Source organism: Kitasatospora sp. NPDC004615 (assembly GCF_042873545.1).
Lineage (GTDB): Bacteria > Actinomycetota > Actinomycetes > Streptomycetales > Streptomycetaceae > Kitasatospora.
The window spans coordinates 595,899-618,823 of record NZ_JBIALQ010000004.1; the positions used below are offsets into that span (position 1 = coordinate 595,899).

21 protein-coding genes are annotated in these 22,925 nt (G+C 74.8%); 12 read left to right on the forward strand and 9 right to left on the reverse strand.

Annotation, left to right across the window (positions count from 1 at the left end; all coding sequences use genetic code 11):
- Positions 1–378 precede the first annotated feature (378 nt).
- The 4 genes from ACFYS8_RS17400 to ACFYS8_RS17415 all read left to right on the forward strand — a co-directional run bounded on the left by ACFYS8_RS17400 (position 379) and on the right by ACFYS8_RS17415 (position 5,030).
- Complete coding sequence (locus ACFYS8_RS17400; protein WP_387641924.1) at positions 379–960, forward strand: flavodoxin family protein; 582 nt, start codon at positions 379–381, stop codon at positions 958–960.
- A 1,358-nt stretch (positions 961–2,318) separates the two neighbouring features.
- Entirely contained in the window at positions 2,319–2,765 is a 447-nt protein-coding gene (locus ACFYS8_RS17405) for a hypothetical protein (protein ID WP_387641926.1), read from the forward strand.
- 698 nt (positions 2,766–3,463) lie between these two features.
- The gene (locus ACFYS8_RS17410; RefSeq protein ID WP_387641928.1) at positions 3,464–3,838 is read left to right on the forward strand and encodes a hypothetical protein; all 375 of its coding nucleotides are present in this window, start codon (positions 3,464–3,466) and stop codon (positions 3,836–3,838) included.
- Positions 3,839–3,908: 70 nt separating this feature from the next.
- On the forward strand, positions 3,909–5,030 hold the full coding sequence (locus ACFYS8_RS17415) for an NADAR domain-containing protein (RefSeq protein WP_387641931.1): 1,122 nt from the start codon (positions 3,909–3,911) through the stop codon (positions 5,028–5,030).
- Positions 5,031–5,533: 503 nt separating this feature from the next.
- On the opposite strand, the gene ACFYS8_RS17420 is transcribed toward ACFYS8_RS17415, so the two are convergent.
- On the reverse strand, positions 5,534–6,178 hold the full coding sequence (locus ACFYS8_RS17420; RefSeq protein ID WP_387641933.1) for a DUF4232 domain-containing protein: 645 nt from the start codon (positions 6,176–6,178) through the stop codon (positions 5,534–5,536).
- 446 nt (positions 6,179–6,624) lie between these two features.
- Between ACFYS8_RS17420 and ACFYS8_RS17425 the strand changes: the two genes are divergently transcribed.
- The 4 genes from ACFYS8_RS17425 to ACFYS8_RS17440 all read left to right on the forward strand — a co-directional run bounded on the left by ACFYS8_RS17425 (position 6,625) and on the right by ACFYS8_RS17440 (position 9,235).
- Entirely contained in the window at positions 6,625–6,786 is a 162-nt protein-coding gene (locus tag ACFYS8_RS17425; protein WP_387641936.1) for a hypothetical protein, read from the forward strand.
- Between the two features lie 559 nt (positions 6,787–7,345).
- A complete protein-coding gene (locus tag ACFYS8_RS17430; protein ID WP_387641939.1) occupies positions 7,346–8,254 on the forward strand; it encodes a lipase in 909 nt (302 codons plus the stop codon).
- Positions 8,255–8,339: 85 nt separating this feature from the next.
- Complete coding sequence (locus tag ACFYS8_RS17435) at positions 8,340–8,831, forward strand: hypothetical protein (protein WP_387641941.1); 492 nt, start codon at positions 8,340–8,342, stop codon at positions 8,829–8,831.
- 68 nt (positions 8,832–8,899) lie between these two features.
- The gene (locus ACFYS8_RS17440) at positions 8,900–9,235 is read left to right on the forward strand and encodes a hypothetical protein (RefSeq protein ID WP_387641943.1); all 336 of its coding nucleotides are present in this window, start codon (positions 8,900–8,902) and stop codon (positions 9,233–9,235) included.
- A gap of 226 nt (positions 9,236–9,461) precedes the next feature.
- Here the strand turns inward: ACFYS8_RS17440 and ACFYS8_RS17445 are convergent, their stop codons facing one another.
- From ACFYS8_RS17445 to ACFYS8_RS17465, 5 genes are all read right to left on the reverse strand, one after another.
- The gene (locus ACFYS8_RS17445; protein WP_387641946.1) at positions 9,462–10,283 is read right to left on the reverse strand and encodes a CHAP domain-containing protein; all 822 of its coding nucleotides are present in this window, start codon (positions 10,281–10,283) and stop codon (positions 9,462–9,464) included.
- A 189-nt stretch (positions 10,284–10,472) separates the two neighbouring features.
- A complete protein-coding gene (locus ACFYS8_RS17450) occupies positions 10,473–11,363 on the reverse strand; it encodes a peptidoglycan-binding protein (protein ID WP_387641948.1) in 891 nt (296 codons plus the stop codon).
- A gap of 425 nt (positions 11,364–11,788) precedes the next feature.
- The gene (locus ACFYS8_RS17455; RefSeq protein ID WP_387641951.1) at positions 11,789–12,250 is read right to left on the reverse strand and encodes a hypothetical protein; all 462 of its coding nucleotides are present in this window, start codon (positions 12,248–12,250) and stop codon (positions 11,789–11,791) included.
- Positions 12,251–12,686: 436 nt separating this feature from the next.
- Positions 12,687–12,956 carry a hypothetical protein gene (locus ACFYS8_RS17460; RefSeq protein WP_387641954.1) on the reverse strand — a complete coding sequence of 90 codons (270 nt, stop codon included), beginning with the start codon at positions 12,954–12,956 and terminating at the stop codon, positions 12,687–12,689.
- A 9-nt stretch (positions 12,957–12,965) separates the two neighbouring features.
- Positions 12,966–13,118, reverse strand: coding sequence for a hypothetical protein (locus tag ACFYS8_RS17465; protein ID WP_387641956.1), 153 nt, complete (start codon positions 13,116–13,118; stop codon positions 12,966–12,968).
- Between the two features lie 276 nt (positions 13,119–13,394).
- Between ACFYS8_RS17465 and ACFYS8_RS17470 the strand changes: the two genes are divergently transcribed.
- On the forward strand, positions 13,395–14,369 hold the full coding sequence (locus ACFYS8_RS17470) for a LuxR C-terminal-related transcriptional regulator (protein ID WP_387641959.1): 975 nt from the start codon (positions 13,395–13,397) through the stop codon (positions 14,367–14,369).
- Between the two features lie 999 nt (positions 14,370–15,368).
- Positions 15,369–15,836 (forward strand): OsmC family protein, encoded by a 468-nt coding sequence (locus tag ACFYS8_RS17475; RefSeq protein ID WP_387641961.1) that lies wholly within the window; start codon positions 15,369–15,371, stop codon positions 15,834–15,836.
- Between the two features lie 634 nt (positions 15,837–16,470).
- Here the strand turns inward: ACFYS8_RS17475 and ACFYS8_RS17480 are convergent.
- Complete coding sequence (locus ACFYS8_RS17480) at positions 16,471–18,069, reverse strand: serine protease (protein ID WP_387641964.1); 1,599 nt, start codon at positions 18,067–18,069, stop codon at positions 16,471–16,473.
- A gap of 150 nt (positions 18,070–18,219) precedes the next feature.
- Between ACFYS8_RS17480 and ACFYS8_RS17485 the strand changes: the two genes are divergently transcribed.
- Both ACFYS8_RS17485 and ACFYS8_RS17490 read left to right on the forward strand, forming a co-directional pair.
- A complete protein-coding gene (locus tag ACFYS8_RS17485) occupies positions 18,220–18,972 on the forward strand; it encodes an RNA polymerase sigma factor (RefSeq protein WP_387641967.1) in 753 nt (250 codons plus the stop codon).
- Entirely contained in the window at positions 18,969–20,069 is a 1,101-nt protein-coding gene (locus ACFYS8_RS17490; RefSeq protein WP_387641970.1) for a CU044_5270 family protein, read from the forward strand. Before ACFYS8_RS17485 ends, ACFYS8_RS17490 begins: the two co-directional genes overlap by 4 nt.
- A gap of 651 nt (positions 20,070–20,720) precedes the next feature.
- On the opposite strand, the gene ACFYS8_RS17495 is transcribed toward ACFYS8_RS17490, so the two are convergent.
- Both ACFYS8_RS17495 and ACFYS8_RS17500 read right to left on the reverse strand, forming a co-directional pair.
- Positions 20,721–20,909, reverse strand: coding sequence for a hypothetical protein (locus ACFYS8_RS17495; protein WP_387641973.1), 189 nt, complete (start codon positions 20,907–20,909; stop codon positions 20,721–20,723).
- A gap of 419 nt (positions 20,910–21,328) precedes the next feature.
- Entirely contained in the window at positions 21,329–22,225 is an 897-nt protein-coding gene (locus ACFYS8_RS17500; protein ID WP_387641976.1) for a hypothetical protein, read from the reverse strand.
- Between the last annotated feature and the right edge of the window lie 700 nt (positions 22,226–22,925).

Sequence of the window (22,925 nt, forward strand, 5' to 3'; positions counted from 1 at the left end):
GCCCCGCCCCGCCGCTGCGCCGGCCGAGCAGCCCGCCCCTGCCGTCCGAGGCACCCTCACCGGACCCGGCGACGACCCCGCCCTCCGTCCCGGCACTCGGCCGCGCGAACAGCGAAAGGCCCGCGCCGCGCGTCCACCGCCCGACGGCGGGCCGGGCGCACAAATGCCGCCGCCCGCCGCCTACGTCCACGCCACACCCACGCCATATCCGAGTCGTGCGCGGCCAACTACCCCAGGCCGGAGCGCTGTTGACGGCGCGGAACGCCACGCGGATCACGGAGCCGCCCGCCGGCCGGGGCCCGCGCGTCACCAAAATGCCCCCCGTCCGGCCGGGGTTGGACAGGCGGAACCGACCCGCCGCACCCCCGGAGGCACGCCATGGACCGCTCGTTCCTCTTCCTGCTCGGCAGCTCCCGCACGGGCGGCAACACCGAACTGCTCGCCCGGGCGGCCGCGGACCAGCTCCCGGCCGGCGTGGAACAGCGCTGGCTCGACCTCGCCGCGCTCCGCCTGCCCGACTTCCGGGACGAACGCCACGACACGGACACCCCACCGGCGGGGGACAGCGACGAGACGCTGCTCTACGAGGCGACGACCGCCGCCACCGACATCGTGATCGCCTCCCCGCTGTACTGGTACTCCGTCTCCGCCCCCACCAAGCGCTACCTCGACTACTGGAGCAAGTGGCTGCGCACCCCCGACCCCGGCTTCCGGGCGAAGATGGCCGGCCGCACCCTGTGGGGCGTCACCGCCATGGCACACGCCGAGGAGGAACTGGCCGATCCGCTGGTCCTCACCCTCCACCACACCGCGGCCTACATGGGCATGCGTTTCGGCGGCGTCCTGCTCGGCAACGCCACACGCCCCGGCCAGATCCTCACCGACGAGCCCGCCCTCCTGCGCGCCAAGACCTTCTTCACCCCGACCCCGCCCCTCGCCCACTTCCCCCGCACCCCCTGACCCCACCGGCCGCCCCCGGCGCCCCGCGCGCACCACCACCGGGCGCGGCCGGGAGCGCGGTGACGTCCGGGATCCGCGGCTCGGACGCGGTCCGGGCCCGCGACACCCACCCCGACCCCACCGGCGAGCGGGCCGCCGCCCCGGACCCCGCCGGGGACGACAGCGAGGCGCGCCCGGTGATCGGCCGGGCCCTCGCGGACTGCTTCACCCTCGCGGACTGCTTCAACGGCGGCCCCTGCGGCGGGTTCCCGGCCGGCGACTCCGCGAGATCGCCGGGTTCCGGGTACACCACCTGGTCAGGCGCGATGGTGACTGGGCGTCAAGGCGAAACCCGCCGCTCCGACAACCCTCTCCTCCTCCTTCCCCTTCCCTGTCCTGCTCCGCGGCCGGCCGGTGGGGCGGGACGGGCGGCGTCCGGCCGGCGCCGGCTGCACGATCACCAGTCTCGGCCGCGAGCAGGCCGAGCAGGGGAGATGTTCGCCCCGCCGGTGACCCTTCGCCCCCGTAGCACCTCGCGCCGCGGCACGTCCTGCCCCGACCGGCGCGATGCCCCGCCCCCGCGTGGCGCGGATCCGGACCTCCCGGTGCCGCCCGGCCCGCGCACCACCGGCACCGGGTCCGCACCACCCGCCGTGCCGGCACGGCCGCGGCCCGCGGGGAACCCTCCTCCGCTGTCGTTCACGGCGCCGACCGCCCGGGTTCCTCGACGGCCGCCCGTGTGATCCGCGGGCCTCAACAACCCGTCACCGAGGCCCTCTTGACGGTGGTTCGGGACACCGTGCGGCTACGCACCCCCGGACGGAACCTGCCGGGCGGCACGACGGTAGCCTGCCCTGCCACTTTGTTCGAATGAGAGAACCCCCGTGACCACTCCGCCCATGTCCGACGCCACCACCGACCCCCTCGAACCCGCCGGGCCGGGGGACAGGACCAGAACCCGGCCCGCGCCCGGAGCCGGGTCCGAGCCCGCGTCTGAGTCCGTGTCCGAGCCCGGAGCCGGGTCTGAGTCCGTGTCCGTGTCTGAGTCCGCGTTTGAGCCCGAGCCCGGAGCCGGGTCCGAGCCCGCGTCCGGGGCAGAGCCGGGATCCGGGACGCGAACCGCGCCGGAGTCCTGGGCGGCGGCCGGAGCCGTGTCCGAGCCCGGAGCCGGGTCTGAGTCCGTGTCCGTGTCCGAGCCCGCGTTCGGGTCCGCGCCCGTGTCCGGGTCCGCGTTCGGGGCAGAGCCGGGATTCGGGACACGAACTGCGCCGGAGTCCTGGGCGGCGGCCGGAGCCGAGCCCGAGCCCGGAGCCGAGTCCAGGCAGGGCGTCGGGCCGGAGCCGGTCGAACCGGCCGCCGCGCCCAGGGGCCGCCGCTGGATGTCCGGCGTCCTGAAGTACGGGGGCATGCTCGTGCTGATCGTGGCGGCGCTCCTGGGCGCCGCCTACTTCGCGCGTGACACCCCGGCCGCCGCCAAGGCGGGCGACTGCGCACACAACGCGGGGACCGAGAGCAAGCCCGACGTGAGCCTGGTCGACTGCGGCTCGGCCGATGCCGAGTTCACCGTCCTCAAGGTGGTCCACGGCGCCGACGAGCACGAGTGCGAGACGGAACCGGCGCTCGTGGCCACGTACGTGGAGACACGCCGCAGTTCCGTCCTCGTCCTGTGCCTGGGCATGCGCGAGCGACCCACCGTCACACCGGGCCCCGGAAACGCCCGCCACCGCAGCCCCACGCTGGAACCGGCCCCGCCCGGCACCGGCCGGACCACGACCCCGGCGGACGGGGCCGCCACCCCCGGCGACGACGACCGCGCCGACGCGTAACCGCCCGGGCGGGCGGGCGGGCGTCACCGGCGCCCGCGAACACGGCCCGCAACCGGCATGAGACGTGACCGCCGCGGCCGACACCCCACAGACCCGCCCCGCCCTCCCGTCGCAGACCCCGCCCGCCTGCCCGTCACACGCCGCGCCGCGGTCCGTCCCGGCCGGACCCGAGTACCTGCGCTCAGGCCGGCCGGGACACCCGTCCGTAGCCTCGCGACCGACGCCGGAACGAAGACCGGCCACGAGGCCACGGACGGCACAGATACAGACCGGCGACCGCCCCACGGCCCGCGGGACACCGGCCGCGGCCGGCGCCCCTCCTGCCGCCGGCCGGCACGGCCGTGACCGGAGCGTGGCTCCACCACAGCCACAGCCACAGCCACGGCCACAGCCACGGCCACAGCCACGGCCACGGCCCGCTCGCCGGGCACGACCGGCCCAGAACGGGACGCGGGGAAGGCCCGGGACAGCATCCGGAGCGCCCTCGCCGGGCGCCGCCGGCGCCATCACCCCGCAGGCCGCGCACTTCGACGACCGGCACTACGTGGTCCACCGTCCACCGCACATGGCCGCTCCGGGCCCGGACCGACCCGTCGAAGTACCGGCTCCCCACCGACCGGCCCGCCCAGTACGGGAAGGCGCACGGCTGCAGCGCGGGGCCGTTCCAGAACTTCGCCGGCGCCGACACCCACACCTCCGTGACCGACGAACGCCGGATCTCCGCCACCCCACCCGACGGCGTCCTCCCCACCCCGGAGCCGGACACCCCGGAGCCGGACACCCCGGGCGTGAGCCTGCGGGCCACCCTCGACGGCGTCCGGTACGCGGGCACCGAGGCGTCCGGCAAGGACCCCGCCCGGCCCGGCCGCCGGCCGGGCCGGGCACCCACCCGTACCACCCGGGCCCGCCCTCCCCGCCCGCGGAAGACCCGTACCACCCGGGCCCGCCCTCCCCGCCCGCGGAAGACCCGTACCGGCCGCACCGCCCGTGGCCGCACCGCCCGTGGCCGTCCCGCCCGTGACGGTCCCGCCCACACCCCCCACAGCAACACCGCCGCGACACACCGGACCTGACGACCGCGAGCCACGGCCCGCCCGGAAAAACACGGCGCCCGCACGGCCGGCGCTGCGGCACAATCCCGGGATGACCGGCAACCGGATCACCCATCGCACAGCGGACGGCGTCCGCATACCCGGAACCTGGCGGCACGCCTTCATCCGCAACGGCGGCCACTACTTCCTCACCGACCTCTTCATCTACGCCGACGGACTCGTCGACTGCTGGGGCCTGGCCACCCTCGAGGAGTTCGAGGAGAAGCTCCGCACCGGCTGGGTCGCCACCAGCTTCCCGGAAGGCGGCGAGGCGTCCGCGCACGATCTGGCGGACTGGAAGTTCAACGAGCCGGAGAGCTGGATCACCCCCGAGCTGCTGGTCGCCGAAGTCCGCGACAGCATCGACCAGTTGAACGGCCGGCCCGACTCCACCGGCCGCTGCCTGGCCGCCGTCGACACCTTCCTCGCCGACCGCACCGAAACCAACCGGGCCGCCGCCCGCGCCGCCTTCCTCGCCGTCCCCGAGTCGCAGCGCCGCTACGCGCTGGGCGACATGGACCGCAAGGACTGGCCGCTGCGCGTCCTGGTGGCAGGACCCGGCGGCCGGACCTACCTGCCGTTCGACCAGGCAGTCACGCAGAAGGACTACGACGGCGCCCTCGCGTACTTCGAGGAGAGGGCCCGCTGGATGGCCGAACGGGCCACCAGCGTCCCCGCCGACGGACCGGCGACACCGCACGCACCGGCCCTCCAGCTCTACCACTCCTACCCGAGCAAGCCGGTGGCCGACCCGGGCAAGACCGCCCTGCGCCACGACTACCCCGCCCCGATCACCGTCGCCGACACCGACTACCCCTCCGCCGCCCACGCCTACTGGGCCCTGTCGGCCGCCGAACCCGAGACCCGGCACGCCATCGCGGCCGCGAAGAACGGCGCCGCCGCACGCGCACTCGCCACCCGGGCCCCGCGCCGCGAAGGCTGGGAGGACGCCCGGACCGCCGTCATGACACACCTGCTCCGCGCCAAGTACGACCAGCACCCCGACCTCGCCGAGATCCTGCTGGCCACACACGACGCCACCCTGATCTACGACGACGCGAACTCCGCCTTCTGGGGCGACAACGCCGGCCGCGGCCGCAACTGGGCAGGGCGCCTCCTCGAACTCGTCCGCTCCGAACTCCGGATGCGGCACGCCGGAATCCTCGACACCTGAGCGGACCGGACGCACGACCCCCCAGGCCGCGCGCCGGGCCCCGCCGCCGCGCCCTGCCCGCCGCCGCGCCCTGCCCGCCGCCGCGCCCTGCCCGCCGCCGCGCCCTGCCCGGTGCCCGCCCGCCGGGCCTGGTCCCGCCCGAGCCTCCTGGACGGCCGTCAGGCCACCGCTCCGTCCCGGCCGTCCAGGCCCGCACCCCCGCCGCGGGGGGCCGCCGGGCGCCCGCCGGACCTGCGCCCGCGCGCCTTCCCGCCCCTGCGCCGCGACGACCGCCGCCGGGCGTCCGCCGGACCGTCCGCTGCGCCCGCCGGACCGTCCGCTGCGCCCGCGCGCCTTCCCGCCCCCGCGCCGCGACGACCGCCGCCGGGCGTCCGCCGGACCGTCCGCTGCGCCCGCCGCGGGGGGCCGCCGGGCGTTCGCCGGACCGTCCGCTGCGCCCGCGCGCCTTCCCGCCCCTGCGCCGCGACGACCGCCGTCGGGCCCGGAAACGGGCGCCCGCGGCCCTACTGGCCCTGGCCGGCGCTTCCCATCGGTCCGATCTTCACCGGGGACCCGCCGCCGTCCGTGACGGGCAGTGAGGCGGCGCCGGGCCAGGGCAGGGTGACGGACTGGGTCTCGTCCGGCGGGGTCACCACCAGGCCGGTGATCCGGACACCGGAGCCGCCCGAGGTGTTGGCCGGGTAGCTGATGCCGAAGTAGGTCGACTTGCCGGCCGCCACGACACCCGCGACGACCGGCTCGCCGGAACGCTTCGCGGACAGCGTGCCCGCGGAGGTCTTCAGATCGACGCCCGCGTATCCGGACAGCGTGCAGTCCTTGCCACCGCGGTTCTTCAACTCGACCACGACGGTGTTGTCGGCGTCACCGGTGATGGTGCGGTCCGCGGCGGTGATGGCCAGGTCCGCGGTCCGGCACTTGCCGGCCTTCCCGGCCTCGGCGGCCCCGGCCGGCGCGGTGGCGGGCGGCGTACTGCGGCCGCCCGGCCCGCCGGAGACCGGCCCGCCGCTGGGGGAGGCACCGGTGGACGCGGCCGGAGCGGCGGTCGGGGCGCCTTGCGCGCCGCCCGCCTCCTCGCCGCTCCGGCAGGCGGTGAGCGAGAAGGCGGCAGCAACAGCCAGGGCGGCGACGGCGAACTTGCGGACACGCACGGTGATTTCCTCCGGATCGGACGGCGGTGCCCGGGCCCTCGGCACGAGCGGGTTTCCGAAGACCACCACCGCCCTCCCGGACGAACCGTTCCACCCGCACCACCCCCAGGACAGTGCTGTGACACACACACCCGGACACCCCCGCGCCACACCGCGCCGCACCCCGCCGCCGACCTGCCCGGACACCGCCCCACACCACCACGCCCCCCGCCCACACCACCACCGGCCGCCGGTACGGACCCGTGACCCGGACGGCCTTGACCACACACCGCGACAACCCCGGCCGCCAGGCCCGGGACCGCGCCCCGGCCGGCCCGGCCGGGGGAGCCGGCCGGCCGCCAGGCCTCGCGCGGGCGGGTCGGGTCGCTGCCGGGCGGCCCGGAGCGAGTGCTCATGGCGCTGCCGGGGAATGAACCGTCCCCGAGACGACGAACGGAGGCAGGACGATGCCCGAGTGGCAGGGAGGGGGCGCCGACCCCGGCACGGGCGAACTCCACACCGCAACAGCGGAGAACGAGCCCGCACAGGCCGAGGAGCGCCTCGCCGCCGATCCCGCGACGGACACCGCCGAGCAGACCGACAACGGCACAAGCACACCGACCAGTTGACGCGCCGCCAACCTGCGCAGAACCGGCCGCCCTCCGCAGGCCGGCCGCCACCCCACCCGCCAGGCACCGCAACCGCTGCCCGGACAGCAGCCGCCAACCCAGGCACCGGCCACGCAGCGCCCTCGGAACTGCCGGATCCGCCGGTGCCGCGCCCCCCGGACGGCGGCCGTCCCCGGCCGCGGTGCCGGGCCACCCCCGCCGCGCCAGGAGCCGCCGGCCGCACCCGTTCCCGGCCCCCGCGCTGCCGCGGGTGGGGACAGCCACAGGACGGATACGCCCGCTGGCCGTACTGCGGCACCAGGATGACCGTACGTAGCGTCGGCGACATGAAACCCACCCGCCGGGCAGGCACATCACGGCCCGCGCTCCGCCGCCGCCCGAACCCCGGCACAGCCCCACCCGCCCCACCCGCCCTGGCCGTCCTGGCCGTCCTGGCTGTCCTGGCCGCCGCGACCGCGACCGCGACCGTGACCGTGGCCACGGGGACCCCGAAGGCCGGCCGGCCACCGCCGGCGGGCTGCTGGTACTGCCCCGCGGCGGCGGACACGAACTGCGGACGGTGTCGTTCGCCCACGGCACGACCAGCTACCGCGCCGACGCCCCCTCCGTCATGACCACAGCGGGCTTCGTGTCCTCACCCGCCCTCGCCTACGCGTCCGCCGGGTTCGCCACCGTCGCCCCGGACTACCTCGGCCCGGGCCCCGGCCCGGGACCGCACCCCTGGATGGACGTACCGTCCGAGACGACCGCCTTCCTGGACATGCTTCGCGCGGCCCGCGCCTTCGTCCCGGGCACGGGCCGCACGCTGCGTCACGACGTACTGGTCACCGGGTTCTCCCAGGGCGCGTCGGCGGCGATGGGACTCGCCCGGACACTCCAGGCCGGCGACGACCGCTGGTTCCGGCTCCGGGCCGTCGCACCGGTCAGCGGCGCCTACGGCTTCCGGCACGCCGAACTGCCGGCACTGCTCGACGGCTCCCTCGATGCGAAATCGAGCGTGCTGTACTCCGCGTACCTCCTGGTCGCGTGGAACCGGCTGCACGACCTGTACGACGTGCCGGACGAGGTCTTCCGGGCGCCGTACGACACCACGATCGAGGCACTGTCCGACGGCTCGCACACCGGCCCGCAACTCTTCGCCGGCACCCCCGACACCATCGACGCCCTGCTCACCCCCCACGGCTTCGACCTGCTGCGCCACCCGACCGGCCGCCTGGCCAGGGCCCTGCGGGTGGCCGACAGCACGTGCGAGTGGACACAGGCCGTCCCGGTCCGCCTGTACGCGGCCGACGCGGACGAACAGGCGGCCACCGCCGACACCGGCCACTGCGAGGCCGCCCTGCGCTCGCACGGGGCGAACGCCGAGGTCGTCGGCCTCGGCACCCCCGACTTCGCCGGCTTTAGGCACCTCGGCTCCAACGTCGCCGCGACGGCGGCCGTCGTCCGCTGGTTCGGCCGACTGCCCTGAGCACCGCCGGCCTTGACCACTGCCCGCGCTCTTTTGATCCGGCCCCGGCGGGGGCGGGGTCCGGCCGGGTGCCTAGGGTGCGGTCATGGCTGTTCCCGAGATCATTCCCATCGCCTACGAGCCGGACTTCCGGACGAGTACCGTGGGCCGTTTCCGTGGCGGCCAGTTCCTGGCGTCGATCACCTACGCGTTGCCGGAGGGGTTCGCGAGGGGGGACGGCTGGCAGGAGCGCAAGAGGCTCTTCGTCGTGGTCCACACGTTCGACGATGACGGGTACCACCGGGAGTCCGACATCTGGTGCGCCGGTAGCTGGGCGGAGCAGATGGAACGCCCGTACGGCGAGTGTTCCGTGGTGGCCCGGGCGGAAGCGCGGCTGGCCGCCGCCCTTGCCGGCCTCGCGGAGCGCGAGTACGGCGACATCGCGATCCGCCCGTTCCGCGTCACCGTCGACGGTGTGCTCTTCGGCCTTGTCACGGAATGCCACGCCGATGACGCGGACGGCGAGGAGGACTGGGCCGAGCTGTATCCCGACGGGCTGGGGTTCTCGGCCCCGTGGAACGGCGGGTACGACACCTGACGGACCGGACGCGCGCGGCCCTCAGGCGTCCGGCAGCGGGGTGCGCGGCAGGGCGTGGGGTGTCGGCGGTGTTCGTTCTCGCCGCGGCGGGCATCGTCTGCGGCGACGTCCGGGTGACCGAGACGTGGTACTGGTGTCTGACCCGGAGCCACGAACGCGATCCCGCGCCGGCGGCGGCCACCCGCTCCGTGTGGGCGGTCATGGTGGTTGCGTTGCTGGTGTTCGGCGCGGTGTTCTCTTTCCTGCCGCGCGGCCGGTGGTGCCTGTTGCCGGTGCTGTTCGCTGTTGCCGCGGTGCTGACCTGGTTGTACGTGGTCGGGATGGGATCGCCCGCCCCGTTGCGGCCGGGTGATCCCGGGGAGGGCGCGTGCTGGACCGTGCCGGTTTTTCCTTTCCTCGGTTGAGCCGTTCTCGAAGTCGCCCGGCGCGACCCGGTCCGGCCCGGCGCGACCCGGTTCGGTGGCATGCCGAAGCCCCGTCGGGTGGAGGTGACTTGGAGGGGTCACCTGCCTGACGGGGCTTCGGCGCGTACCGCTGCGGTGCGGGCGGTCGGTGTCATACCGCTGTGGCCCGTGCACTCATGGGATCGCCCTGTGGCCCGGGGTGTGCCGGTGTCGTGCCGGGGGTTGCTCAGAAGTGGATCATCCACTGGAACTCGGACGACGAGCCGACGTGGACGTGGCTGCGGGTGCCGTAGCCGAGGGGGTTGTTCCAGTTGTATTCCTCGACGTCGAAGGAGCCGTCGGAGTAGACGGCGTTGACGTAGGCGACGTGGCCGTAGGAGCCGTGGATGTCGTTGACGGCGATGGAGCCGACGGTGGGGGTGGTGTCGACGGAGATGCCGAGGCGGCGGGCGGCGTCGTCCCAGGTGTTGGCGTTGCCCCAAGTGGTGCCGCCGTAGGAGTTGGTGAAGTTCGGGACGCCGAGACGGCTGGCGATGCGGTACGCCGCGAAGGCGGTGCAGTTGTTGGCGGCGAAGCCGCGGGTGCCGTGGTCGAAGTCGTCGGTGGGGGACTGGTTGGAGCCGCCGCCGCTGCTGAGGAACTGGTGGGAGGCGTTGTTGTTCTTCAGGGTGGTGTTGAGGTTGCCCTTGGCGCCGGGGGCGAAGTCCTGGCTGGCGCCGCCGAAGTTGCTGTTGTAGTAGACGCGGACGGTCTGTCCGGTGCGGTTCCACACCGATGCGGCGTTGTTCTTGACGCAGACGCCCTGGCCGTTGCCGGCGCCCTTGAACTCGTAGCAGGACGGCTGGGTGGCGCCGTAGTCGCCGAGGGAGCCGCTGAAGTCGGAGATCGAGCCCGCGTTGTCGCTGTTGTAGTAGTAGCAGAACTCCCCGGCGTCGCAGACTCCGTCGCGGGACGCGGCGAACGCGGTGCCGGAGGTGGCGCCGACGAGGGGAAGGGCCATGGCCAGTGCGGTGCCGGCGACGGCGAGCGTGGTGCGTATGTTCTTCAAGGCTCTCTCTTTTCGTGGCGTGTCATCGACGGGCGCCCCGGTCGTGCTGGGGCGCCCGTCGTGCTGGGGTGGTGCTTCGCGTGCTGGGGTGGTGCTTCGGCGGTGCTTCGGTCGTGCTGGGGTCGTGCTTCGCGTGCTGGGGTGGTGCTTCGGCGGTGCTGGGGTGGTGCTGGGGTGGTGCCGTGCGCGTCAGTGGGTGCGCTGGTACTGCTCCCAGGTCTGGATGGGGATGCGGGGGCCGTCGTCGGCGCCGTGGTTGGCCAGGCCGTTGAGGCCGAGGTAGTAGTCACCGGTCTGGTTCTGGGCCTGGGTGGCCAGGTCGGTGTCGCTGATCGCCGCGGCGTGGATGTGCCACGGCCAGTTGCCCTGGGTGGGGTTGCGGACCCAGGCGGCGAATCCGACCTGGCGCAGTGCCTGGGCGACGGCGGTGCGGGTGCTGGCGGACATGCCGTCGACGTTGATGTCCACGACGCCGCCGCCGTCGTGGGTGCCGGCGGAGGTGGGATCGCCGCCGGGGTTGTAGGAGCCCTGGTCGAGGGTCAGGTGGGTGCCGCCCAGGAGGCGTTCGGCCTCGGTGAGCATGTTCTGGGTGCGGGTGTTGACGGTGTATCCGTCGCGCTGCAGCTTCGCGCCGGGCCCGATCTGGTGGGTGAGGGTGAAGCGGCCCTGCCCGAGCGCGGTGAGGGAGGTGGTGCCGGGCAGCCCGTTGGCGTCCAGGCCGCTGAAGCCGAGGGAGCGCTGGAAGGCGGCGTAGGCGGAGACGGTGGTGGTGCCGAAGTAGCCGTCCACCCAGCGGGCGTCGAGGAGGCCGCGGGCCTGCAGTGCCTGCTCGACGGCCAGGACCGAGTCGTGGGCGCCCGGGGTCTGCGTGCTGTCGGCGCGTCGGGGGTCGATCTGGGCGGCCAGCACGGTGGCTTCCATGTCCACCACGGGCAGGACGGCGGCGGTGGCCGCGGGTGCCTCGGCGGGGGGCGGGGTCGCGGCGTGGGCCTGTGCGGCGCTCAGCACCAGGCCGCTCAGGACGGCGATGGCCGTGAGCAGTCGGGTGGCGGCGTTCCGGGTCTTGATGACGGATGCCATGCGGTGCTTCCTTCTGGTTCGGTGGAGGGTCGGGCCCGGCCCCGTCCCGTTGCCGGGCAGCGGGCGGGTGGGGCTCCGGCGGAGGGCTCCCGGCCGGGGCGGCGCCTGGCCGTGGCGGCGCCCGGTCGCGCCGCCGGCCGGTGCGGCCGTCGCCGTCGCCGTCGCCGTCGCCGTCGCCGTTGCCGGCGTGGTGGCCGATGCGGTCGCTGACGCGGTCGCCGCGCGGAAGGGCGGCGCCGGGGCGGGTGCGCTTCTGCGCTGCCCCGGCGCGGCCGGGCGACCGGTACGGGTGCCGGTGCCGGTGCCGGTGCCGGTTCGGCGGTCAGTACGGCCCGGGGGGCGTGACCGGCTCCGGGGAAGGGGCCGGAGGGCCGGCGACAGCCGTTTCGGGACCGGGCCCGCGGTGGTGGCCGCGGGCCGGACGGTCAGCAGCGGACGTCGGTCTTGGCGACGACCTCGTTGCCGTAGGGGAGGGGGCCGGTGCCGTTCCAGCCCATGCCCTGGGTGCACTCCGACAGGGTGTCGGCGCCGGACGACCAGATCTCCACCATGTTGGAGTTGCACTGGACGTCGCGGACGGTGGTGCCGGTGAGGATGGACGTGCACGCGTCCCAGCTGCTGTGGGTGTCGCGGTAGCCCTGCCACACGTACAGGTAGGAGTAGTTCTTGCCGCAGCCCTTGTACTGCTTCACCGACGCCATCGTCTGCCCGCCGACGTTGAGGTAGGCGGTGGTGCCGATCTGGGTGACGCTGCCACAGCTGGCCGCGAGGGCGCTGGGGGCGGCGGAGGCGTTGGGGGCGGTGGTGGCGTTGGCGGCCCCGGGAATGGCGACGAGCATCGGCACGGCGAGGGCCGCGACGGCAGCGATCTTGGCGAAAACGCGCATGGTGAACAACCTGCTTTCAGGGAAAGGGAATTGGGGGGGGTGCCCTTGGCCGCGGCCAGGGCGCTGGAATGGGCTTGGGGGCGCGGCAGGCCGCACCGCCCGGTCCCCGGCACCGCGCCGACGGGACGCTCCGGTGCCGGGACGGGTCACGTGACACCGCCTTGCCCCGCCGGCGCGGACCGGCCGGGGACCTCGGGGCGCGCGGACACGGCGGGGCGGGCCGGGGCGCGGGTGACCACCGCGCCGGCCACCGGGGGCCCCGCGGTCGGGTGCGTGTCGTGTCCGGGCGGACGTCAGGTGCGTGTCGTGTCCGGGCGGACGTCAGGTGTCCGGCCGGTCCGGGGTGTCCGGTCCGAGGCGGGCAGGCGGTCGCCGGTCTCCCGGCGCGAGTGCGCTCACGCGGACAGGAGAGCCGTGGGCCCGGCCGGGGGAGGTCTTACGTGAGGACGAGGAACCAGCCGCGCAGGGCCGGCGCGTGCCGCAGAGCGCGTTCGCAGACGCGGCGCAGGTTCGCGGTCGCCGCTTTCGGAGTGTCCGCGATGATCGCGGCGGCGATGCCGTAGCGATTGAGGTCGACACGGGCGCGGACGTGCTCCACCCGGTCCTCGGGCCGGCTGTGGACCCAGATCAGATCGGTGACCGCCTCAGCCGTCAACTGAGAGGGCGCCGGGCCGAGACAGATGAGCGTCACCGAGACCAGGTGCACGGGACCCGGTCATCTCTGCGCGGGCGGCGCGGGGGTGACGACGTCCCAGTCGAAACCCGTGGAGGCGGCAGTGCGCTGGGCCGGGCGATCGGCGACGACGCCGCCCGCGACGACGCCGCCCGCGGCGGCGGAGCCCAGGCCGACGGTGAATGCGACGATCAATCCAGTGCAAACGATACGTATTGAGTGGGCCACGACTGCTCTCTCCTCATTCATAACCATGCTGTGCCCGTGCGCGGTTCGCGGAACTCGTCCCGGTTTCTGTGCGATTTCCGCTCTTGGGGAAGATCCTGCCGTCCGGCCAAGGCGATGTCACGGCCGCAGAGGTGGCACGAAGTAGCTCGGCACCTAAGTGCCAGATCATTTCGTCCACGAAAAGCGTTGCGCCCCCCGCCGCCGGACGCCGATGATGATCATCGACACGGGGAGGGCGGCGCGGTGTTGCAGGCACTCGGACTGAACGCATTGACGGAGAGCGTCTACAGAGCCCTGCTGGCAGACCCGGACGGGGGAGTCGAGCAGCTCGCCACCACCCTGTACCTGTCCGAGGCCGAGGTACGCGAAGCACTCGACGAACTGCTGGAACTGACGCTACTGCGGCCCGCGGCCGACTCCCGCACCCTGCGGGCCGTCAGCCCGGAAGTCGGACTGACCAGGCTGCTCGCCCGCAACCAGAACCAACTGCTCTTCCGCCAGCAGCAATTGGAGAACGCCCGGACCGCGATCGAAGCCCTTTCCGCCGAGTACACCGACCGCCGCACCGACGACGAGATGGTCGTGCGACTGGACTCCCTCGAAGCCGTCCGCGACCGCCTCGAGGAACTCGCGGCCACCGCCACCGAGGAATGCCTGTCCCTGATGCGCGGAGGAGCCGTCCGCCCCGATTCCATCCAGGCCGGCAAACACCCCAACCGACTGGCACTGGAACGCGGAGTGGCCATCCGCAGCATCTTCCAGGACAGCTTCCGCAACGACCCCGACACCCTGCGCTACGCCCGATGGCTGGCCGATCTCGGCGGCCAGACACGAACCGTGCCCGTACTGCCGATACGACTGGTGATCGTCGACCGCAGCATCGCCCTGATCCCGAGCGACCCCGGCGACGGCCGCCGCGGCGCACTGGAACTGCACGGTCCGGCCCTCGTCCAGCCCCTGCGCGCACTGTTCGACGAACTCTGGCGCAACGGAGCCGACTTCGGCCAGCCCGCCCCCCGCGACGACCAGGACCTCACCGGCTCCGAACGCGCCCTGCTGCAACTCCTCGGCGACGGCCACACCGACGAGTCCGCCGCCCGCAGACTGGGCCTGTCCCTGCGGACCGTACGCCGCATGATGCAAGACCTGATGAACCGCCTGGGCGCCGAAAGCCGCTTCCAGGCAGGCGCCCAGGCCGCCCGCAACGACTGGCTGTGACCCCCGCACCACCCGCACCCACCCGGCCAGGCCCCCGCACCACCCCACCCCACCCGAGCCCCGGGGCCGGTGGCCACCCCCACCCCCACCGCGGCCGCGCCCCCCAGGGCCACCACCGGGCCGGCCCCGCCCGCCCCTGCCGCCGAGCCCGGACCGTCACCCCGGCCGTTCCCACCGCCCGGAGAGTCTCGGCCGGGCGGCGCGCCCATGTCTCACCTGAGTGCCGCGCGAGGTTCTGTGATCGTGCGGTTCGGATGGGGTTGCCGAGTGGCGGGCCGTGGCGTTCGGCGAGGCGCGTGTGTGACGTGTCGTGAGAAAAGCCGGCGCGCCGGAGCGAGCCTCCCAAGAGCGCGAAACGCGGTCAGTTCGGCGGCCTTTTTCCATGACGTGCCGGCCCTGCGGGCACCCGTACGTGACGACGGACCTTCCGCCACCTCGGCGCCTGCTCGCACTTCCCGCCCGGTGCCCGGACGCGTGTTCGTCCGGCCGCCGACCGCACCGACCGCCGACGTCCCCCGCGCCCGCGCCCGCGCCCGCGCCCGCGCCCGTATCGGCCGGGTGCCGGACACCTGCCGCGCCCACGGCCCCCGCACGGCGGCCGACCGGGACGGAGCCCCGCTTCCGACCGGCTTCGAGAGCCGGCGCGACGTCAGTACACCTGCCGCTCCCTCGCCCTGTCCGCCGGGGTACCCGCTACAGGCCGTCATGGCGCGCCGGACTCCGCTCGCGGCCGCACCCCACACGGCCGCCGGGCCCCGGCGCCGATCCGTGATCCGCCGCGAGGCACGGGGGGAACCCGGTTGTGCCGGCAGGCGCGTGGCATGCGGTGCGGCACCTCGGGGGCAGATACCGGGCGGGGTACACAGGGAGACGCGGGCACGGGAGCAACGGCGGCCCTGTCGGGGCCGTTCGGCCCTTGGGGCGGCGGCGTTCCGGGCCCGTCAATGGGAGACACAGCCGTACCACCCCCCCGATCCCTTGAACATCCTGGAGCCCGCCATGTCCGCGACCGAGCCCCCCGTCCAGCGCCTCGGGGCGAACGAGCCCCTGCCTTCGGGACGGATCCGGGTGGATCACGCCTCGGGTGACGCCTACGCGGTCGCGATCCGCGGTCACCGGCTGGTGGTGGACCAGCCGGTGGACGCCGGGGGTGACGACAGCGGGCCGACGCCCACGGAGTTGTTCGCGGCGTCCCTGGCCTCCTGCGTGGCGTTCTACGCCGGCCGCTACCTGGCCCGTCACGGAGTGGGGGCCGAGGGCCTGCGGGTGGACGCCGAATTCACGATGGCCACCGACCGCCCGGCCCGGGTCACCGATGTCACCGTCACCGTCGACGTGCCCCCCGGCCTCGACCCGGCGCGCCGCGACGCGCTGCTCGCGGTGGCGTCGAACTGCACCGTCCACCACACCCTGCAGCAGCCGCCGACCGTACACGTCGCGCTGAGCCCCGCTCCCGGCAGGCGGTGAAACCGTTCACCCGCAGCACGGCCGACGTCCGGCGAAGTGTCGGGGCGAGGGAGGGTGCCGGTGCAGTGGCACCGGCGGCCGGGCGACGGTCGGCCCGGGCGGTTGCCGCAAGCAGCAGCGCGCCGACGGCCGCCGGCGCGCGGTTCGCGGCGGCCACCCAACTGTCCGCCCCTTCACCGGTCATCAGCGTGATCACGTCCATCAGCAGACCGAACGCGGTGACCACCGCCACCCCGCAGAGCGCCCGGAGCAGCACCCGTAACGCCGAACGCAGCCCCCAAACGTGCCGCCATCCCGCAGGTCGGGGCCGCGAACGCGCCCACCGCCACGACGACCCCCTCGAGCGCGGCGGTGTGAGGTTCCCCCGAGGTGCGGAAGGTTGCCGGACCTCGGGGGAACCTCACCGCGGCCGGCCCCACCACCGTGACAGCGGCCACCGCCGCGCCGAACGGCGACCACGTCGCACGCGCCTCCGCGGCCGCCGCATCCCACTGCTCCGGTGTCGACCCGTTCGCCCGCAGCACCGCAGCACCGCAGCCACACGCCGCCAGGCCGCTCCCGGCGCCGGCACGGCCCGGAGCGGGGCCGGCACGGCCCGGCGGTTCCCGAAAGCGGCCTCAGGCGGCCGACGGCGTCACTGGGTGCGGTAGGCGTCGGTGATGGTCTGGTCGAGGGTGTTGCCGTCGGCGTCGGTCAGCTCGGCGCGCAGGGAGACACCGGTGCCGGCCGACGGGTTTTGGACCGTCACCGCGCCCGCTTCGAGCGCGAGGCGGGTCCACGAGGCACCGCCGTCGGTGGACGCCGAGACGGTCAGCGAGCGGGTACGCCCGTCCGCGGCGGCTCCCTGCACGGTGACCGGAATCCGGAGCGCACTGCCGCCCGCCGCGGTGCCGGCCGGGCTGAGCTCGGGGGAGAACCGCACGACGCTCACCGGGAGCGCGGTCGGCCCGGCGGTGGTGGCCGAGGCGAAGGTCCACGACGCGTTCACACGGGTGGTCGCGCCGGCCGCGGCCTTGCGGGTCACCGTCGTGGCCAGACGGTAGGAGGCCCTGCCCGAAGGCACGGTGAACTCACCGCGTCCGGGCGCGTCGGACACGGCGCCGACCAGCACGCCGTCGCGGTACAGCGACGTGTGCGCGGTGTCGAACGACGGGCTCCACGGCGCGTGGCCGTCACCGTCGGCGAGCAGCGCGACGTTCGCGGCGATCCGGTCGCCCTCGCGCGAGATGGCGGGACGGTCGGTGAGCGCGGGGCCGAAGACCGGGCCGTCGAAGGTCTGGGTGACCGTGGCCCCGGCCCGTACGGCGATGCGGTCGGCGGCGTAGGAGTTCGGCGCGGTGCCGTCGGCGCGGGGGACGGTGAAGCCGATGTCCCAGGTGCCGCGCTCGGGCGCGACGAGGAAGGTGGCGGTGCCGGGCGTCGGCATGGACCGGGAGACGCCGAGGGCCGCTCCGTCGGTCGGCAGGAGGCTGAAGTGCGCGGTCCCCGTGCTGCCCGGCCCGGCGGCGCTACGGATGTTCAAGGTGGCCAGCTCCTGCGCGGAGTAGTGCCGGGTGAGCCCGGTCAGCGCACGGGTGCCGGTGAAGGTCCGGCCGAGCGCGTAGTTGACGGAGTCGGTCTTCCAGTTGACGTCGATCCACTGCTTCAGCGCCCCGGCTTCGGTCTCGGGCCCAAGGTGGGCCACGCGCAGGTTCGGCGACCCGTTGACGACGTTGCCGCTCCTGGTGACACCCTGGTGCGTGACCTCGACGACCGTCGAACCGTGCACGAAGCTCGCGGAGCCGTCCGGGGGGCGGACGTCGACGGGGACGGTGGTCCGCGCGTCGACGGTGACGGTGGTGTCCCGGTCGAGGTCGAGGCGCGGCTGGACGATCCAGTCCGTCCCGATCGTGCCGTTCGCCCCCTGGGTCGAGCTCATGGTGCTGTCCAGCAGGTACCGGCCCCTGGGCAGCCGCACGGTGGTGACGCCGGAGGCGTCCTGCTGCTCGAGGAACTCCTCACCGCCGTCCTTGAAGACCCCGACGACATGGGTGCGGTACTTCGCGGCCGGCTGGCCGGCCCGGTCCACGTGCTTGATGGTGAGGGTGAACGTCTGCGGCCCCGCGGCGAAGGCCGCGCCACCGAAGGCGGGGGTCGAGGTGCCGACCAGGACGACGGCGACAGCCAGGGCCTGCAGGGCGCTGCGCCGGGGAACCGAACGAGGAGCGGAGCGGGGAGCGGAAGTAGTGATCATGCTCTGTACTGCTCGGACCGGCCCCGGAGTTCCTGTGATCCGGACCACAATCCGCAGCGCCACCACCCCCCGGGGGCGCGGCCGGCACCTGTGACACAAGTCACCGGAACCCGGGCAGCGGACCGGGCAGGGCAGAGCGTGGAAGCACTCATGAGAACGCGTCTTCGCCGCGGCGACCCCGACGCCCTGGGCGAGCTGTACGACGAGCACGCCCAGGTGCTGTACCGCTACGCCCTGCGCGTGACGGGCGACTGGGCGGAGGCCGAGGACGTCGTCTCGACGACCTTCCTGGAAGCGTGGCGGGGCCGGGAGAAACTGCACCCCGACGGTGACGGGCTGCGCCCGTGGCTGCTGGGGATCGCGACCAACATCATGCGCCGCACCGCCCGGGCCCGCCGGCGCCGGGACATCGCGCTCGCCCGGCTCCCGGAACGCGGCTCGGTCCCGGACTTCACCGACGACCTGGTCGCGCACCTCGCGGACGCCGAGCACCTGCGTGCCGCGCACCGCGCGCTCGCCCGGCTCCGGCGCCGCGACCGGGAGGTCTTCACCCTCGTGGTGTGGGCCGGGCTGGACTACGCGAGCGCGGCCGAGGCGCTCGGCACACCGGTCGGCACCGTCCGCTCGCGGCTCTCCCGGGCCCGGGCCCGACTGCGTGAACTCACCGAGGCGGAAGCCAGGGCCCAGGCCAGGGCCGACGCCAAGGCCAGGGCCAGGGCCAGGGCCGAGACCCGCGTCCCGCCGGCGCGGCACCGGCCCACCGGAACCGGAAAGCCCCCCGCGGCGGAAGGACGGACCCCACGGACCCCCTCCGCCGTCACCGCCCTGCCCGTACCGGGCCGCATCCCCGCGCTCCGGCCGTCGATCCGCTCGATCCAGTCGATCCAGGAGAGCCACGGATGAACGCCACCCCACAGCGCGATACGCAGCGTCCGCCCTCCGCGCGGGACGAGCGCCGCGAACTCGCCGAGCTGCTGCCCCCGCCGGCCGTGCCCGGCCTGGACCCGGATCGTCAACTACTGCTGAGACGGGAGGTGTTGCACAGGGCCGCCGCGTCCGCCGCGTCCGCCGGACCGCAGGGCGGCACCACCCGGCGTCCGGCCCGGTACCGGCATCCGGTCCGGATCGCGGTGCCGGCGCTCGCCTGCGCCCTCGCGGTCGTCGGCGTCGTGACAGCCGGCCCCGGGGGTCCGGCCGGGCACGACCGCGCGGCGGTGACCGGGGACGGCACCACCGGTACCTCCCACGCGGTACGGCTGCTCGACCGCGTCGCGCTCGCCGCCGGAGCGGAGCAGTCGACGGTCCGCGCCGACCAGTTCGTCTACGTCGAGAGCAGGGTCGCCTACGCGGCTCAGAGCACGGCGGGCGGTCCCGTGAGCATGGCTCCCGTACACACCCGGCAGGTCTGGCTGTCCGCCGACGGCACCCGCCCCGGCCTGCTGCGCGAGGAAGGCGGGCCCGACACCCGGCTCGGCGAGAACGGACCGGTCCTCCACCTCGACCGGCCGGGGGAGACCGCCCGGCCCGACACCCCGCGCCGGAACGGTCCGTCGGTCGGTGAACCGACCAACGCCTACGTCGCCTCGCTGCCCACCGACCCGGACGCCCTGCTGAAGCTCATCAGGGAACAGACCCGCGGCAAGGGCCAGGACCCGGACCAGCGGGCGTTCACGGCGATCGGCGACCTGCTGGCCGAGACCTGGGCACCGCCACAGGTCAGCGCCGCGCTCTACCGGGCCGCCGGGCGGATCCCGGGAGTCACGGAGGTTGCTTCGGCCGTCGACGCCGCCGGACGCGAAGGCATCGCCGTGGCGCGTACGGCACACGGGCAGCAGACCCAGTGGATCTTCGACCGGACCACGTACGCGTTCCTCGGCGAGCGCACCGTCCTCACCGAGGCCGGCGAGACAGGGCCCACCGGGACGGTGGTCGGCACCTCGGCGGTCCTCACGAAGGCCGCCGTCGACCGGGCCGGCCAACTCCCCTCAACAGACCGGTGACGCGGGCGGCAGCCGACCGACCGGCCCCGCGCCGCCCCCAACTCACCCAACCCCCGAGCCGGCGGACGGGCCGAACGACCGGATCAGCGGACGGTGACCTGGACGCGGTGGCGTTCCAGGCCTGCCGGCGGCGGGAAGCGCGACCTCCAGCTCCGGCCGGCCGGCGCGCACCCTCGCCATCCCCCGCGGCCACAGGAACTGACGCACCCACTGGCCGGCCTGACCAGCACCGGCGGGCGCCCGCACTGCCCGATCAAGAGATCGCCGAGCGGCCCGCGTTTGATCCGCCGTCCGTGGCCCTCGTTTCACCCGCTGCCGACACGTGTGGTCCTGCCTGCCGTGGTTGCCGGACCGGTGAGGTGTGTGGCTGCTCGGACAGTTCGGCCCGTCCGCCGTGCAGGCGGCCCGTCCGCTGTGCAGGCGGCCCGTCCGCTGTGCAGGCGGCCTGGCCGCCTGTTCAGGCCGGGGACGCGCTGGGGTGGCGGAGCGCGGCCGGACGGGAGAGTCGGCGCGGCTGAGTGTGGGGCGGGATGCCTCGGCCGGGCCGGAGGAGGCCGGGGCCCTGGCTCGCGGCGGCCCACGGTCCGGGGCCAGGAGCAGGGGCGTACTGGCGTTCGGGCTGAAGGGGGTGCCCGTGGGCGTGGGCCGGGGCTATTCGGTGATCGGATGGAAGAAGACAACGGCGCCCGCGAAGGTGCCTCCTGCGGTCAGCGCGCCGGTGGCCAGTGCGGCTCCGGCGACTACGGCCAGGATGCCGGCGGCGGTGGCGCACAGGGCCCCGAGCGGGAAGATCATGGCGGCGCGCTGGTTGAGCGGCGGGCGCTGCTGCTTCTTGGTCATGGCAGGCTCCCGGATCGGGGCGAGGGGGCGGCTGCGCCTGGTGCGCGGTGCCCGTGCACCAGCGGTGCAGGCGTCTGACGGGCCGTCACCCCTCGTGTGAAACGCGTCACTTGAGGAAATGTGTGTCGGTGCGGGGGGTGGCTGCCGGGCCGGACCTGTAACCGCCTGTGTCGGGCCGTCAGGGGGCGGGGGGAGACCCGCGGAACGTGATCGTCCCCGGAGCCGCCCACTTGGTGCGGAACCGGGCCGAGAACCCCGCCGGACGCCGGGCCGTCCACGACTTCCCGCTGCGGTAGGGCACGCCCGCGGCCGGGCCTGCCCGGTCGACGGCCGACCCGCCGCCGTCGACCGGCCCGCACAGAACCGCCCCTGACGCCCCTGGCGGACAAGGACACCGTCCCGGCGGGGCCGGCCCCGGGTCAGTCCGGCAGGCCCCGGAACCCGGCGAGCAGTTCCTTCAGTGCCCGCTGCGCGGCCGGGTACGCCTCCTCCACGGCCGGGACGTCGGACGCCGAGCCCGCCGAGGAATGGTTCTGGCCGACCACGGCCACCTCGACCAGGATCCGGCCGTTGGTGCCGTAGAACACGGCCTCGCCGTAGTCCAGGAACCCCGGGCCGGCCGTGCGGAAGGCCGTCAGGTCGCCGTCCGGCGCGAGTTTTCCGTCCGGGCCGACGGTCCAGTTCGGCCCCTTCGGCGCAGCCGTCGCGCCGGCCCCGGGCGCCGACGCGCTGATCACCGCCACCCCCGGACCGTCCGTGCCCATGGTGGTCCACGAGGTGCTCACCACCCGCGCGGAGGCCCGCGACGAGGGGTCCGCGGCCGCCACCGTGCGCGACCCGCACGCCTGACCCGCCGCCAGCAGGTCCACGAGCAGCTTCGAGGTGTCCGCGCCCGGCGCGAGCACGTACACGCTCGCCCACATCCCGTCCGACTCCGCCGGAACCCGCAACTCGTAGAGCGCCGCCGGCACGGGCACCGTCGCAGGCCCGACCCGGATCTTGTCGTCGACCCGCACCCCGGACGCCGGCTGCTCCACCCGGCAGGGCGACAGGGCCAGCGGCTTGCCCTGCCCGGGGCGGAACACCTCTCCGCCGTGCAGCCCCGCCGTGCCGGGCACGTACACCGACTCGACGATCTGCCGAATGTGATCGGACCCGAACTCCGTGCCCTCGGCACCGACCACCGCTCCGGCCCCGGCCGTACCGGTGCCGGAGCCCGCGTCCGCCGCCGGCGAACCTCCCCCCGAACACCCGCTCGCCGCGAAGCAGAAAATCCCCAAGACCGTTGCCAGGCAAAGGCGTTCAGCGATCCGCATGCCCGCACGCTACCGCCGCCGCCCACCCGCCGTCCGCCCAACGGCCAACCCGACCGGCCAACGGGCCCCGCGCCACCCCCGCCCGGTCCAGCGCAAGGGACAGGGTGCTGCGACGGCACTCGGCACGTCACGTCGGAAACGTCGCGGCGCACCGCGGCCGCGCCGCCACAGCGCACCGGCCGGAGCCGGGCACAGCCCGCCGCCCGCACCGGCCCGACGCGGGACGAGGTCTCCCGCCGTCAGCCCGGCGCGCAGCCCCGGACCCCGGACGAGGTCGACGCCCCCGCCCGGCCCTCGACGCCGGCGGGGACGAACTCGCGCCGTTCCACCGCCGGAGGCCGTCCTCCTTGAACGGAACGTCAGGGGCCCGGGCGCCGTCGCTGCGCATCTCGCCGTGGACGAACAGGCCGGTGCGCGCGACCGGCTTCCGGCCCCGCGGCCCTCGGCCTTGCGGACGCCGCCGGCGGCCGTCCCTCGCCGCCGGCGCACTCGTCGGCGGATCCCTTTCCGGATCCGGTCCGGCCCGGTAGCTCTTGAGGGCCTTGCCGCCGTGGACGAGGGACGGCTTCGACCGCACGGGGTTCTTCGAATGCTTGTCGAACCGCAGGCAGCACCACAGGTCTTGCCGGTGGGGGGGGTTCGCGGCGGAGCCGGTGGTGCCCGCCCCGCGAGCCCGACGGCCCTCGACCCCGGCCGGCAT

Excerpts from the sequence above, each read along its gene's own strand:
- ACFYS8_RS17400 (WP_387641924.1), top strand. The coding sequence starts at position 379 with ATGGACCGCTCGTTCCTCTTCCTGCTCGGCAGCTCCCGCACGGGCGGC.
- ACFYS8_RS17405 (WP_387641926.1), top strand. The coding sequence starts at position 2,319 with ATGTCCGGCGTCCTGAAGTACGGGGGCATGCTCGTGCTGATCGTGGCG.
- ACFYS8_RS17415 (WP_387641931.1), top strand. The coding sequence starts at position 3,909 with ATGACCGGCAACCGGATCACCCATCGCACAGCGGACGGCGTCCGCATA.
- ACFYS8_RS17425 (WP_387641936.1), top strand. The coding sequence starts at position 6,625 with ATGCCCGAGTGGCAGGGAGGGGGCGCCGACCCCGGCACGGGCGAACTC.
- ACFYS8_RS17435 (WP_387641941.1), top strand. The coding sequence starts at position 8,340 with ATGGCTGTTCCCGAGATCATTCCCATCGCCTACGAGCCGGACTTCCGG.
- ACFYS8_RS17450 (WP_387641948.1), bottom strand. The coding sequence starts at position 11,363 with ATGGCATCCGTCATCAAGACCCGGAACGCCGCCACCCGACTGCTCACG.
- ACFYS8_RS17455 (WP_387641951.1), bottom strand. The coding sequence starts at position 12,250 with ATGCGCGTTTTCGCCAAGATCGCTGCCGTCGCGGCCCTCGCCGTGCCG.
- ACFYS8_RS17475 (WP_387641961.1), top strand. The coding sequence starts at position 15,369 with ATGTCCGCGACCGAGCCCCCCGTCCAGCGCCTCGGGGCGAACGAGCCC.
- ACFYS8_RS17480 (WP_387641964.1), bottom strand. The coding sequence starts at position 18,069 with ATGATCACTACTTCCGCTCCCCGCTCCGCTCCTCGTTCGGTTCCCCGG.
- ACFYS8_RS17485 (WP_387641967.1), top strand. The coding sequence starts at position 18,220 with ATGAGAACGCGTCTTCGCCGCGGCGACCCCGACGCCCTGGGCGAGCTG.
- ACFYS8_RS17490 (WP_387641970.1), top strand. The coding sequence starts at position 18,969 with ATGAACGCCACCCCACAGCGCGATACGCAGCGTCCGCCCTCCGCGCGG.
- ACFYS8_RS17495 (WP_387641973.1), bottom strand. The coding sequence starts at position 20,909 with ATGACCAAGAAGCAGCAGCGCCCGCCGCTCAACCAGCGCGCCGCCATG.
- ACFYS8_RS17500 (WP_387641976.1), bottom strand. The coding sequence starts at position 22,225 with ATGCGGATCGCTGAACGCCTTTGCCTGGCAACGGTCTTGGGGATTTTC.